Annotated in this window: 11 protein-coding genes; 5 read left to right on the forward strand and 6 right to left on the reverse strand. The window is 67.1% G+C overall.

Features of this window, described 5'->3' with window-relative positions:
* The first annotated feature begins 88 nt into the window (after nucleotides 1-88).
* The gene (locus K4B79_RS19925) at nucleotides 89-478 is read left to right on the forward strand and encodes a hypothetical protein (RefSeq protein ID WP_232028141.1); all 390 of its coding nucleotides are present in this window, start codon (nucleotides 89-91) and stop codon (nucleotides 476-478) included.
* A complete protein-coding gene (locus K4B79_RS19930) occupies nucleotides 456-3,068 on the forward strand; it encodes an NACHT domain-containing protein (protein ID WP_232028142.1) in 2,613 nt (870 codons plus the stop codon). Before K4B79_RS19925 ends, K4B79_RS19930 begins: the two co-directional genes overlap by 23 nt.
* 6 nt (nucleotides 3,069-3,074) lie before the next feature.
* On the opposite strand, the gene K4B79_RS19935 is transcribed toward K4B79_RS19930, so the two are convergent.
* Together K4B79_RS19935 and K4B79_RS19940 are read right to left on the reverse strand one after the other, a co-directional pair.
* Nucleotides 3,075-5,045, reverse strand: a complete 1,971-nt coding sequence (locus K4B79_RS19935) for a glycoside hydrolase family 97 protein (RefSeq protein ID WP_232028143.1) — start codon at nucleotides 5,043-5,045, stop codon at nucleotides 3,075-3,077.
* A gap of 153 nt (nucleotides 5,046-5,198) precedes the next feature.
* A complete protein-coding gene (locus K4B79_RS19940) occupies nucleotides 5,199-6,167 on the reverse strand; it encodes a helix-turn-helix domain-containing protein (RefSeq protein WP_232028144.1) in 969 nt (322 codons plus the stop codon).
* Nucleotides 6,168-6,274: 107 nt separating this feature from the next.
* Here K4B79_RS19940 and K4B79_RS19945 point away from each other — a divergent pair, with 107 nt between their 5' ends.
* Nucleotides 6,275-7,345, forward strand: a complete 1,071-nt coding sequence (locus K4B79_RS19945; RefSeq protein WP_232028145.1) for a saccharopine dehydrogenase family protein — start codon at nucleotides 6,275-6,277, stop codon at nucleotides 7,343-7,345.
* 22 nt (nucleotides 7,346-7,367) lie between these two features.
* Here the strand turns inward: K4B79_RS19945 and K4B79_RS19950 are convergent, their stop codons facing one another.
* The 4 genes from K4B79_RS19950 to K4B79_RS19965 all read right to left on the reverse strand — a co-directional run bounded on the left by K4B79_RS19950 (nucleotide 7,368) and on the right by K4B79_RS19965 (nucleotide 10,867).
* Nucleotides 7,368-7,637, reverse strand: coding sequence for a ribbon-helix-helix domain-containing protein (locus K4B79_RS19950; RefSeq protein ID WP_232028146.1), 270 nt, complete (start codon nucleotides 7,635-7,637; stop codon nucleotides 7,368-7,370).
* Nucleotides 7,638-7,699: 62 nt separating this feature from the next.
* The gene (locus K4B79_RS19955) at nucleotides 7,700-8,593 is read right to left on the reverse strand and encodes a phosphorothioated DNA-binding restriction endonuclease (RefSeq protein WP_232028147.1); all 894 of its coding nucleotides are present in this window, start codon (nucleotides 8,591-8,593) and stop codon (nucleotides 7,700-7,702) included.
* A gap of 226 nt (nucleotides 8,594-8,819) precedes the next feature.
* Complete coding sequence (locus K4B79_RS19960; protein WP_232028148.1) at nucleotides 8,820-9,452, reverse strand: DUF4276 family protein; 633 nt, start codon at nucleotides 9,450-9,452, stop codon at nucleotides 8,820-8,822.
* Nucleotides 9,449-10,867 (reverse strand): AAA family ATPase, encoded by a 1,419-nt coding sequence (locus tag K4B79_RS19965; protein WP_232028149.1) that lies wholly within the window; start codon nucleotides 10,865-10,867, stop codon nucleotides 9,449-9,451. Before K4B79_RS19965 ends, K4B79_RS19960 begins: the two co-directional genes overlap by 4 nt.
* Before the next feature lie 518 nt (nucleotides 10,868-11,385).
* On the opposite strand from K4B79_RS19965, the gene K4B79_RS19970 reads away from it, so the two are divergent.
* On the forward strand, nucleotides 11,386-11,634 hold the full coding sequence (locus K4B79_RS19970; protein WP_232028150.1) for a hypothetical protein: 249 nt from the start codon (nucleotides 11,386-11,388) through the stop codon (nucleotides 11,632-11,634).
* Between the two features lie 128 nt (nucleotides 11,635-11,762).
* Nucleotides 11,763-12,404 (forward strand): HAD family hydrolase, encoded by a 642-nt coding sequence (locus K4B79_RS19975; protein WP_232028151.1) that lies wholly within the window; start codon nucleotides 11,763-11,765, stop codon nucleotides 12,402-12,404.
* Nucleotides 12,405-12,474: the final 70 nt, after the last annotated feature.

Genomic DNA, 12,474 nt, shown 5'->3' on the forward strand with positions numbered 1-12,474 from the left:
TGCCGGGCGGCGACGCCCGTCGGTAGCGTTGTCCCGAGGCGGCGGGGAACGTGCTGAAACACAGCATGGCCGCACGGGGGAGGCCCTCATGGATCCGGCAAGCCTGAGTCTGCTGGCGGTGACGCTGCTCGCGACGAAGTTCGGGGAAGGGATCGCCGTTCAGGCGGGGCAGAACGCCTGGGCGAAGATCCAGGGCGTCACCCAGGCGGTGCGGGAGCGGCTGAGCCGGTCCGAGCCGCAGCGTGAGGCCCTGGCGCAGCTTGACGCGAGCCCCGAGGACAAGGACCGGCGGGCCGCCGTGGCCGCGCACCTGCGGCACGAGCTGGAGCACGACGAGGAGTTCGCGGCCACGATCGAAGCCCTGGTGGCGTCCGCCGACCGCGAGCCCGGAGCGCAGACCCTGATCGCCACCGCCAGGGACAACGCCAGGCAGGCTGTCATCGGGAGAGACAACTTTGGCCCGATCACGTTTTCTTAGGCGGCGGCTGCAGGGGTCCTGGACCTTCGCCGACGCCTCGGGAAACGCCCGGCAGGTCGTCATCCAGGGCGACAATTACGCGTCGGTGTACTTCGAGTCCACCCCCGGTGCGGACCGTCCCGTTCACCAACTCCCGGCCGCCGCACGCGATTTCAGCGGTCGCGACGCCGATGTCGACGAGATCGAGAGCCTGGCCGGTGTCGGTGTGGTGCCCTCCGTCATCGACATCTACGGGGCGCCGGGCGTGGGGAAGTCCGCCCTGGCCGTGCACGTCGCCCACCGGCTCACCCCCTGGTTCGGCGAGGTCCAGCTCTACGCGGACCTGGGCGAGCAGAACGGCGAAGTGCCCACCGCGGCACAGATCCAGCAGCGGTTCGTCGCGGACCTGGACCCGACCACCGCCGCCGTTCCGGTCGGCGCCGGGGAACTCCCGCAGCGCTACCGTTCGCTGCTCTCCCGGAAGAAGTGCCTCATCCTGCTGGACAACGCCCAGAGCGCGGAGCAGGTGGCCGATCTGGTCCCCGGCTCAGGCAGTTGCGCCGTGCTCATCACCTCCCGGGTCCCGCTGGCGACGCTGGACGGGGTGGTCCTGCACCACCTGGACCTGATGAGCCAGGAGGAGGCGCTGACTCTGCTGTCCCAGGTCTCTCGGCGTAACTGGTCCGGTGCGGCTGCGGCTGCGGGTGTCGGCGCTGGTGCCGATGCCGGTGCCGGTGCCGAGGACCTGGAACTGGCCCGGACCCTGGCCGACCAGTGCGGTCGCCTTCCCCTCGCGCTGCGGATCGCGGGCGCCATCCTCAAGAAGAAGCACTACTGGCCCCTGAGCAGACTCGTGGCCGAGTTCGCCGACGAACGAACCAGGCTGGCCAGGCTCGCCGAGGGCTCGCTCGACGTCCGCGGCAGCTTCGAGATCAGCTACCGCGACCTGCCGACGGAGGAGGCGCAGGCGTTCCGCCTCCTGGCCCTCCTCCCGCTCACCCGCTTCGAGGCCCGGCACGCGGCCATCTTCCTGCGGATCCCCGAGGAACGGGCCCTGCGGATCCTGGAGGCGCTGGCCGACGTGCAACTCGTCGAGACGACCGACGGAATCCACTTCAGATATCACGACCTGCTCAGGCTGTTCGCCCGCGAGCACTGCGAGTCGGCGGGCGACGATCCCGACGGAGCGCGCATGGCGCGCTTCCTGGAGATCTTCACCAGTGACTTCCTGGAGTCCTATCGTGCCCGGTTGCTCAACAGCCAGTGGTCCGAGTCGAGCCTGACGGGCTACGAGGCGGGCCTGCCCGGGTCCTCCCACGCCACTCGGCGGATCGCCGGTCCCGACGCCCTCTACGTGCCGCAGTGGCTGACGCGGCAGGACCTACGGCTCACCTGGCAGGACGCCCTCTCCGAGCAGGCTCGGGTTCTCGTGCTCGGCGGGGCGGGCACCGGCAAGACCATCCTGGCGGACCGGATCTGCTACGAGGTCGCCACCCGACGGGAGGACGGCCGGTTCGACGCGGCGTTCACGGCCGCGCTCCGGCGGCGAAGCGACCGACGGCAGAGCCTTGAGCAACTGGTCAGGGACTCGGTCCGGGTCCGTCACGACCTGGAGATGCCCTACGAGACACTCGAACTCCTGCTCCATCAGCGCCGTACGCTGATCGTCTTCGACGGACTCGACGAGCTGACCGTCCCCGAACGCGACCAGGTCCGCACGGACGTGGTCGCGTTCTGCGCCGCCTACCCGCTGGCCACGGTCGTCGTCACCAGCCGGCCCGGCGTGTCCACGGACGGCTTCGACGCGAGCGGGTTCAGCCGTTACGAGATGGCTCGGTTCTCCGGTGCGGACATCCACGCGTACCTGGCCAAATGGGTGGCGGCGATCGACATGCCCGCCCCCATGGGCGACGCGTTCATCGCCGAGGTCATGGCGTCGGCCGCCACCGCCGACTGGCTCTCCACTCCCCTGCTCGTGGCCCAACTGGCCATCATGTACGAGGAGTACGGCTTCCTGCCGCGCACGGTGGGCGAACTGTACGGGCGAACCTTCGAGTTGCTCTTCGAGAGCCGTGACTCGGCCCGTGGCATCGTGCGTTCGGCCGTGCCGTCCCATCTGGTCGGTGAAGTCGTGTGTGCCCTCGCCTTCGAGTTCGTCACCCGGTGGAGCGGCAGGGGGGACATCTCGAGCGAGCAGCTCCTCGACGGCATCCGCTCGGCGGCGCTCCGGTCCGACAGGGAGTGGATGGCCGAGAAGGCGTTCGTACAGGATGTGATCCGCTTGCTGGCCGAGTCGGACTACCCCGTCCGCCCGGTGAAGGACGACAGCGACGGGCAGCTCCGATGGACCTTGGTGCGTGATCCCTTCGGCCAGTACCTGGCCGCACGCTGGATCGTGGGCTACGGCGACGCGGTGGAGGACGTGGTGGAGGCGGTGCACGCATCGGGATTCGTCGAGGGGGCCGTTTTCGTGGCCGAACTGCGGGGGCCGAGGGGTACGGCGGGGCTCGTCGCCGCGTTGCGCAGTGTGCTCGACGGGCGGACGGATCCCGTTGTGCGGGGGAATGTCCTGCAGATCCTCCGGTCGCTGGAGAACGACCGGAGAGCCTGACCGCCCCTACACGCCGCTCGGCCGCAGCAGGATCGCCTGTCCGCCCGCGGTGGCCATCGCCATCTCCAGGACGGTCGACGCGGTGACGTCCCGAGTGCTGACCAGCACCGGAGTTCGGAAGGGGCTGGTGCCCGGTGTGCCGTCGGCGTACACCGTCGCCGTGTAGGTGATGCCGTCGTCCAGGAAGCTCAGCGGAAGCGACAGTGTCCGGGCCGTCTCGTTGGTCATGGCACCGAGGTACCAGGTGTCCCCACTCCGCCGCGCGACCGCGACGTACTCCCCGATCGCGCCGGCGAGGGTCCTGCTCTCGTCCCAGCTCACGGGGACGTCGTTGAACCAGGGGAGACCCGGCCAGTTCGCCGTGTTGGCGTACTTGGACGGCTTGTCGTACCAGAAGAGGAAGTTGAGGGGCTGGTAGTACACCGCCGCCATCGCCATCTGGTGGGCGTTGGTCGTCTTGTCGCGCGACTGGCCGTAGCAGATCGTGTAGTCCATCGGGCCACCGATGTTGCGGGCGAACGGCAGCGTCACGTTGTGCGTGGCGGTCGGGAACTGCTCGTTGCCCCGGACGCCTTCGAGGCTGATGTAGTTCGGGTACGTCCGCTCGAAGCCGAACGGCCGGACGTCGTCGTGCATGTCGATGAGGAGCCGGTGGTGGGCCGCCGTGGCCGCCCACTCGATGATCCGGTCCGTCATCGACCGCGTGCCGTCGTTGATGAACCCGAGCTTGATGCCCGCCGCTCCCCAGCTCCTGTAAAGGGCGAACAGCGCGTCCGCGTCGGTCAGGGCGAGCCGGTTGACGTACAGGAAGACCCCGATGCCCTTGCTCGCGGCGTACGAGATGACCGACGGCATGTCGATCGCGGCGATGGGGCTCGTGGCGTCGACAGTGGTGAACTCCGGGCCGTACCAGCCGGCGTCGTACTCGATGTACTGAAGGCCCCGGGCCACCGCGAAGTCGACTCCCGCCAGTCCGGCGGCGGTGGTGAGTTCACAGCGGAAGACCTTGCCGGGCTTGATCCAGGATGTGTCGTCGAGGACGTTCTCCGGCGCCAGATTGAGGATCAGCTCGGCGTTGTCGACCAGTTCGGCGTGCGTGGAGCCGATGACGACCGCGCGCCAGGGTGTGGCGAAGGGGGTGGTGACGGTCGTGGTCGTCTCGACCGGGCCGGTGCCGCGGGCGGTGTGCTCCATGAGGAAGGCGGAGAGGGTGTTGGGCTGCCCCTCGACCGAACTGAGCATCAGGCGGGGGAAGTTGACCCGGGACGACTCGCAGACGCAGGCGATGAGGCCGCCGGTGCGTTCGTCGGCGAGGGTGGCCGTGAGCGGCAGGTCGGTGAGCGGGCCGTTGTCCGTGGTGGACGTGCCGGTGACGGGGATGGCGTGGGGGGCGACGAGCTCGTAGGCGTTCTCGTCGCGGGCGCTGTAGACGGTGGTGTCGGCAGGGAAGGTGAAGGTGGTCAGTTCGTCGGCGATGGCGACAGTGGTGGGGGTGCCCTTGTCGAGGAGGACGTAGCGCAGGGCGACGCCGGTCCGGTAGGCGCGGATGCGGACGCCGAAGCGGATGCCGGTCGCGTTGTCGCGGAGGTTCCAGCGGTGTTCCTGGTAGTGGTCGGTGACGCGGGCGTTGCGGCCGTACACGGGTTTCCAGGTGCGGTGGATCGTGCCGCGGTGGGTGCTGGTGAGGGTGACGTCGGTGCCGAGGACGGTGCCGTCGGCGAGGCGGAGGCCGAGGGCCGATGTGTCGATCACCGTCCTGCCGTTGCGGTGGGCGGACCAGTGGAGGGTGCCGTCGCGGAGGGTGAGGGTGACGGAGGTGGTGGCGATGCGGGCGGTGGCGCGGGCCGTGGTGGTGGCTGTCGCGTGGGCCGGTCGTGCGGCGCCGAGGCCGGCGGCTGCGGTGAGGGCGCCGGTGAGGGCGGCGTGCTTGAGGATCTTGCGGCGGGATATCGGGCGTTGGTCTCCTACGGCTCTCATGGTGATCGGGCTCCTGGTGATCGGCCTCGGTGGGCGTACGGAATTAGGTAGTAACCGTTTTCTCCGATGGAGAACGCCTGGGAACATACGGTCCGGGGATGCAGGATTCAAGATCCCGGAAAGCCCGAAAACTGTCGGTCGGGATTGCGGTCGTCAGGAGAGCTCAGACGGTTGAGCGGGCCGCGAGCGGAAGGTGCGGCGGTAGGCGTCGGGAGGCACGCCGACCGTGCGGTTGAAGTGCCGCCGCAGGGTGGTCGCCGTACCCATGCCGGTGGCGGCCGCGATGGCGTCGATGCCGCGGTCGGTGTTCTCCAGCAACTCCTGGGCGCGCCGGATCCGTTGGATCAGCAGCCACTGCAAGGGGGTCGTACCGGTGGCCGCCTTGAAGTGCCGGGTCAGGTGCCGCGAACTCATCCCCGCCTGCCGCGCCAGATCCTCCACGGTCAACGGCTGATCGAGGCGCCGCACCGCCCACGGCAGCAGCGCCCCCAGCGGATGGTCGTCCCGCTCGGGCACCGGCGTGGCGACGAACTGCGCCTGCCCGCCGCTCCGATGAGGCGGTACGACGAGCCGCCGCGCGACGGCGTTCGCGACCGAGGACCCGTGATCGAGCCGTACGAGATGCAGGCACAGGTCGAGCGCGGCGGCCTTCCCGGCGGAGGTGAGCACGCTGCCGTTGTCGACGTAGAGCACGTCGGGGTCGACCTCGGTCCCGGGATGACGCTCGGCGAGGACGGCCGTGTGCGCCCAGTGCGTGGTGGCCCGCTTCCCGTCCAGCAACCCGGCCGCGGCCAGTACGAACGCCCCCGTGCAGAGCGAGGCGACCCGGGCCCCGGCCGCGTGGGCCGCGCGCACGGCGTCGACGAGCTCGGTGGGCGGCTCCTCGTCCACGTCCGCCCAGCCCGGGACGACCACGGTGTCGGCGCGGGGGAGCTGGTCGAGCCCGCGATCGGGCTCCAGCCGAAATCGCCCGACCCGCACCGGTCCTGACCCGCACAGGACGAAGTCGTACCAGCTCCGGACGCCGACGCCGTCCGGGGGAGGGGTGCCGAACACCTCGTACGCCACGGAGAGTTCGAAGTGCAGCATGCCGGGGGTGAGGGCGAGGGCGACGGTGGTCATGTCCGGAACTGTATGGGGTGCGTCGTTTCCGACACTCACGGCGGGGTGGGGTGGCTGGCGAGGATGGTGCCGACCGAGCAAGCGGATGGTTGGACTGTGGGGGACTGATGAGCATGGCACCGGGATCGAGAGACCAGGCGGCGACGGCAGGGGAGGTGGTGGCTGTCTTCGGCGCGTACGGCCACACCGGCCGTTTCGTGGTGAGGGAGCTGCTGGACCGGGGCTTGGTCCCGGTGGCAGTAGGCCGAGACGTGGACAAGTTGCGCGAACTCGCGGTGGCTGATGGACCGTTGGAGACGCGCCAGGCATCGGTGGACGATCCGGCGTCGCTCGACCAGGCCCTGTCCGGCGTATCGGCAGTGATCAACTGCGCGGGCCCCTTCGCGACGACGGCAGCGCCGGTCATCGAGGCGGCTCTCCGCGCTCGCATCCCGTACGTCGACGTGGCGGCGGAGATCGAGGCGAACGCCGACACGTTCGCGCACTACACGGACCGGGCCCGCGAGGCCGGAGCGCTGATCGTCCCGGCGATGGCCTTCTACGGCGGCCTCGGCGACCTGCTGACCACGGCCGCGCTGGGCGACTGGACCAAGGCCGACGAGGTCCACATCGCCTACGCCCTGAGCCACTGGCACCCCACGGAGGGCACTCGTGCGGCGGGCCGGATCTCCCGCTCCCGCCGATCAGGCCGCCGAGTCCGCTTCACCCAGGGCCGGTTGGAGTACCGCGACGACGCCCCACCCACGGCCGACTGGACCTTCCCCGACCCGCTGGGCACGCAGCCCGTCATCGCCGAGTTCACGATGGCCGACGTCGTGACGGTCCCCAGCCATGTGCCGGTCCCCGAAGTCCGCACCTACATGACGGCCACGGCCGCCAGGGACGTCGTCTCCTCGGACGCCCCGCCCCCGTCCCCGGTCGACGAGCGGGGCCGCTCCGACCAGACCTTCGTCGTCGACGTCGTAGTCCGCACCGGCGACGAGGAACGACGCGCGTCGGCCAGGGGCCAGGACATCTACGCGGTGACCGCACCGCTCGTCGTCGAGGCGGTCGAGCGCATCCTCTCCGGCCGGGTCCGCGGGGATGCGGTCGGTGTCGTGTCGGCGGGCGCGCTCTTCGACGCGGCGGACTTCCTGTCTGCGCTGAAGGCGAGCGACTGCCTGGAGCTGCTCCAGTGACTGGGGCCTGACCCGGCGGCTGTCACAACTCCCGGGCGGTGGCGTGGCGGCGCTCGTGCTCGGCGTCGAGATCCGCCAGATCCTTCAACGCTTCCGCGCGCTCGTCATCGGTGACAGGACTGTGTTTCTCCTGGGGCTGGTCCACGAGTTCCCGCATACAGCCCCGATCCCGGTCCCGCTTGGAGCGCAGCGCCTCAACGACGTACGCCGACAGGCCCCGCTCAGCTGCTTCGGCGCGGATCTCGTCGAGGAGCTCTTCGGGGAGGGACACCGTCACCCTCTTGGTCGCCATACAAGTCACCATGCTCCTGGTCTCGAGCTTGCTGCCGGTCGGTCGCTGGTCGCGGTCGCCGGTCAAACGACGGTGGCAGGGCGTGCGCTGCCGTGGAACACCTGGCTCGTGTGCCAGGCGCGATGGGCCGACGCTATGGAGGGGATGCCCGGCTGAGGGCCGACGAGCGGACGGCCCGAGAGCGCTATGACCTGCTCCCGGGCGGCAGTGCTGTGGCCGACGAATCGCTGGGAGACCAGGATGCGATGACCGTCGCCGACCCCGAGGACGCCCTTGTCGAAGAGCTTGTGGTGCAGGGAGCACAGGCACAGTCCGTTGTCGACGTCGTCGGGTCCGTCGAACGCCCACCACCGCACGTGCGCGGCCTCCAGCCCGACCGGCGTCGCGCCGATCCGGCCGTCGTAGCCGCAGAAGGCGCACCGGTACTCGTAGGCGGTGAGCACCAGCTCCCGCATCCGACGGTCCCGGCGCCGCCGTACGGCCGAGACCTGCGCGGTCTCGGCCTCCTCCAGCTCCAGGCCGACGGCTTCGCACAGCTCGTCGTGGAGCGAGGACGGGAAGTTCAGATCGAGCAACACCCGCGCCATCCGCCCGAGCAACGACGGCTCCCGCCGCAGCGCCGCCCGCAGCTCGGGCACCAGCCGCCCCGCCGCTCCCGCGTCCCGCAACTCCCGCACCCCGCTCCCAGGACTGCCCGGTCCGCGCTCGGTACGCACCTCCCACACCCCGTCACTCACCAGGTGATGGAACGGGTAGGCCGGCGTCGTCCTGTTGGACGGCCCGTACTCGGACAGCAGCCGCTTGAGGTCCTCCTCCACCGCGCTGTACCGCAGCTCGTCATCCCCACCCTGCTGAAACCGGCCGAGGGCATACAGCAACAGCAGCGGCTTATGCGGAGCACGCGCCCCACTCCTGGCCCACTGCCTCAACTTCGCGGTGCGCTCCAGCCAGTCCATGACGGGATCGTAGTGGCGCGCTCGGACACTGCCCGGGGATCTTCGCGTTGGGAGCGGCAGGCGCTTGGCGATGTGTCCCCCGTAGGGATCGACCTTCCTACAGCACCGGCCACTCCGCCGCGTCAGGCCGCGGCTCCAACTCCGCAGGGGCTCCCGGCATTCGCTCAGGGCCACTTTGATGAACACTCCAGTCCAGAAGCCAGGCGCTTACTCTGTGCCATGCCCACTAGTTGGAAACGCGTGCCAGCGCTTCCTCCAGCTCCTCTCGAAACGAACGCCAAGAAGGTACGTCAGTGACCCGCCCGTTTCTATCCAACTGCTCCAAAAGGCGTTTGCGGTTCTGAGAGAATCTCTTTTGAAAGTCTTTGAGGCGTCGCCCGCTCAGATCGCTAGCTAGGGCTAGGACCTCTTTCAGTTTCTGTTTTGGGTCGGCAATATTCTCTACATGTGCGGCTCGTGGAAGTGAAAGAGGCATTTTGCCCCTCGGGTTCTCCGCCACTTGCCGAATTGCATCCTCGTCAAGGAGTAGCCACGCTTCAGTCATTGTCACCGGGATGAGGCAGACGAAATCCATCTCGGGGCATACCTGGCTAATCGCCTTCTTTATTTCACCTCGTCGTGCATCGGTACCATCTCTGTCTGCGTCTCGATGAATGATTGCGAGATCATAATTTCCGCCAAGCTTTTGAACTGCTTCTAGCTTTCCTGTGACTGTCTTCTCGAATGGCTCGGGGAGGAGGCGGAAATCTGGGATTGACAATACGATGTCAATACCGCACTCGGCAGCGATTTGCTCGATGTGGAAAGAGATGCCCTCATCGCTGGACCCTTCGCACAGATAGACGATGCGGACGGTCACATCGCCTCCCATTGCAGCGTCAACTGCGCGTCCGCAGGAGTAGTCAGATATGGAAGAATATCTGCCTTGGTGACGTAGTTTCCGTTTGCCCTCTCGGCGCGCCACGTTCCGACCAGTGGCCTCAGCCGCAAGCCTCGGGCGATAGTGCCGTCCGATGTGCGGAATGCGGATGTGTCAGCGAAAAGAAGGTCATTTGGGTCGACGAGTTGCACCACGCCTGGGGAATGGGTGTTGATTAGTACCTGTCGAAGCGGGTTATCTTCGTCAGCCTCCTCTGTTGGGTCGACGGCGAGGCCTTGAACCAGCTCCACCATGGGCGGAAGGTTGGCAGGGTGAATTCCATTCTCAGGTTCTTCCATGCACATGAGACCCTGAAATTCTGGATCCTCGAGCAGTACGCAAAGTGCCAGGAAGCGCAGAGTTCCCTCGGACAGGCTGCGGGCTGGCAATGCCAGGCCGCTGGTTTCGTGCAACCTAACGGTCAGCATTTCTCGAACGTCATCTTCGATTACTTCTAGAGTTCTTACTCCGATGCCTGCCAAGTCTGAGAGTCGGCCGGCAACCCTGGCGTAGGTCCGACTTGGATCATCTGGATGCAGACGATGGGCAATTCGGAAGAGGGTGGCTGGGAGATGAAGGCCATCTGGTGTCAGAGACCTAGGCCCGACATATCGGTCACTGCTCCGCAGTGCCGAGGGCTCCAGAGCAATTCTGCGCCATGACTGCATTTCTCGCCGAGCGGCAAGAATGGTTGGGTCATCGCTACTGGTGACAGTGGAAACAACCGTAGCTGGCGCGCGCGACGCGGCCGCAGGCTTTGGTTGGCCGCGGCTCCCGCCATCCTGATGAATGCTGATAATCGGCTCACCATTTTGGTCCGCAGCCGTGGAGATGAAGGCGATCCCGCTGCGCCGCCCCTGGACCACCTTATCTCTGAAGTTCTTCGCGCTGTGTGGGAAGTTCATATGGGCGCGCGCGTCACCCTTGTTAATGTGGCGCAGGCTTTCCGCTAGAAGTGTGAGGCGACCAATCTTCTCAATTCCGGACGGGGGCTGATAGCCCAATTCCAGCTCGTACCTAAGAAACGTAGTCGTAGGCTTGGCTTGCCGTCCGAAATCGTCCTCAACGGCACGTGGCACGATCATTTCGGCGGCGAAGTTCATTCGGTGCGTACCTTGAGAGTATCCATCCCAAAATAGGTCTCGTGGGTCTCCGGTGCGCTCGTCGTGAACACCTCGTACCTGCTGTGCTGCGTCCATCATCGACTTGTCGGCGAGTAGACTAAGGAACTGAATGGCGTCGAAGACGTTCGACTTTCCTGTTCCATTGGTTCCCGCGATGCATGTGAACGGTCCGAGCTCGATGCTCAGGTCGATCAAATTCTTGAATCCAGTGACCTCAAGCTTGGTGAGCATTCATCCTCCTCAGGTGTAGGGTCCCACAGTCCCATCTTCTAGGTCAGGCGACCTACTTGCGTTTTTTGCTTACCTGCTTCAGGAGGAAGGCTGCGAGGGTGGCGGGGTTGGTTGGGTGACACCCTGTTGGGCCGGGGTGAGGCAGGATCAGGTTGCGTCCGCTGGTTGGCAGGTGGGGCATTCCGTGGAGCTGGCCAGCTCATGTCATGGTGTATCCCTCTCTGATATCAGGCGGCTGGCTGCTGTGCGCGGCAGGAGCGCAGGCCCGCCCGGAGTCCGTTCCGTGCAGGGAGCGGAGCGAGCCACCTTGAAATCAGGGAAGAAAGTTGCAAATCGGGCGGCGGCGGGAGCTTCGGCTGAGTAGCCTGCCCCTCATGGGGTGGGGTGAGCTGATCACGGCTGTCGTAGGAGTGTTGCTCGGTGTGGGGGCGACGGAGGCCGTCCACGTGTGGCGGGCTCGGGTTGAGAACCCGGCCATACGACTCACGGTGCGTGCCAGCAGCGGTGAGGGGACATGTGTGCTGAACAACCTTGGTTATGCCAGCGCGCACAAGGTCGGTGTGACAGCGGGTTGGGTCTCACAGCACGGGCGTTATCGGGTCACGCATCCCGTCAAGGCGTGGAACGAGGTGCCTCCCGGTGCGGAGTTGCACTTCACCTTGCCGCAGGATGTCAGTCGTGCCGGCAGCACTGTGCTGATGGTCGCGTGGTACGAGGGTCTCAAGTCGACGGCTCGTCGGCGGCAGCAGCAATGGCCAATTGAGTGAGGCCGGAAGAGCGGAGCGGCCCGTGGATGGTTCCCCCTGCTACCCGAGACGCCACAACGGGGCCTTGATCGTCCCAGTGGAGAATGTTGCAAGTCAGTCCGTCGCGTGGAGACCGTAGGCTGCCCGAGATGATTCAGACCATCGTTCTCGACGTGGGCGAGACCATCACCCGCGATGACCGGTACTGGCACGCGTGGGCCGACTGGCTCGGTATCCCGCGTCACACGCTCTCTGCTCTCGTCGGTGCCGTGGTCGCTCAGGGCCGCGACAACGCCGACGCCGTACGGCTGGCTCGTCCTGGCATTGACGTTGCCGCCGAGTATCACGCTCGCGAGGCGGCCGGGCGCGGGGAGTCTCTTGACGAGACGGATCTGTACGACGACGTTCGCCCCGCGCTGTCCGAACTCCGCAAGCTCGGGGTCCGTGTTGTCATCGCCGGGAACCAGACCTCCCGTGTCGGCGAGCTGCTTCGCGATCTCGACCTGCCCGCGGACCTGATCGTGACGTCGGGGGACTGGGGTGTGGCCAAGCCACAGGCGGAGTTCTTCGAGCGGGTGTTGGAGGTGGCGCGGGCCGTTCCGGAGGCGACGCTGTACGTCGGGGATCACCCGGCCAACGACATCTACCCTGCCAAGGCTGCCGGGCTGCGCACGGCGCACATCCGGCGGGGCCCCTGGGGGCATCTGTGGGCGGACGATCAGGGCGTAAAGGCTGCCGCGGACTGGAGGATCGACAGCCTCACCCAGCTCACGTCGATCATCGTCGGCTGACGGCAGTGCAACGGGTGCACACGGAAGACCCATTGGGCCGTTCTCGTACTCCCGCCGACACGACGCCGGT

The sequence above is a fragment of the Streptomyces lincolnensis genome (genome assembly GCF_021173675.1).
Taxonomy (GTDB): Bacteria; Actinomycetota; Actinomycetes; order Streptomycetales; family Streptomycetaceae; genus Streptomyces; species Streptomyces lincolnensis_B.

Excerpts from the sequence above, each read along its gene's own strand:
- K4B79_RS19950 (WP_232028146.1), bottom strand. The coding sequence starts at position 7,637 with ATGGCGACCAAGAGGGTGACGGTGTCCCTCCCCGAAGAGCTCCTCGAC.
- K4B79_RS19955 (WP_232028147.1), bottom strand. The coding sequence starts at position 8,593 with ATGGACTGGCTGGAGCGCACCGCGAAGTTGAGGCAGTGGGCCAGGAGT.
- K4B79_RS19940 (WP_232028144.1), bottom strand. The coding sequence starts at position 6,167 with ATGACCACCGTCGCCCTCGCCCTCACCCCCGGCATGCTGCACTTCGAA.
- K4B79_RS19965 (WP_232028149.1), bottom strand. The coding sequence starts at position 10,867 with ATGCTCACCAAGCTTGAGGTCACTGGATTCAAGAATTTGATCGACCTG.
- K4B79_RS19935 (WP_232028143.1), bottom strand. The coding sequence starts at position 5,045 with ATGAGAGCCGTAGGAGACCAACGCCCGATATCCCGCCGCAAGATCCTC.
- K4B79_RS19925 (WP_232028141.1), top strand. The coding sequence starts at position 89 with ATGGATCCGGCAAGCCTGAGTCTGCTGGCGGTGACGCTGCTCGCGACG.
- K4B79_RS19945 (WP_232028145.1), top strand. The coding sequence starts at position 6,275 with ATGAGCATGGCACCGGGATCGAGAGACCAGGCGGCGACGGCAGGGGAG.
- K4B79_RS19975 (WP_232028151.1), top strand. The coding sequence starts at position 11,763 with ATGATTCAGACCATCGTTCTCGACGTGGGCGAGACCATCACCCGCGAT.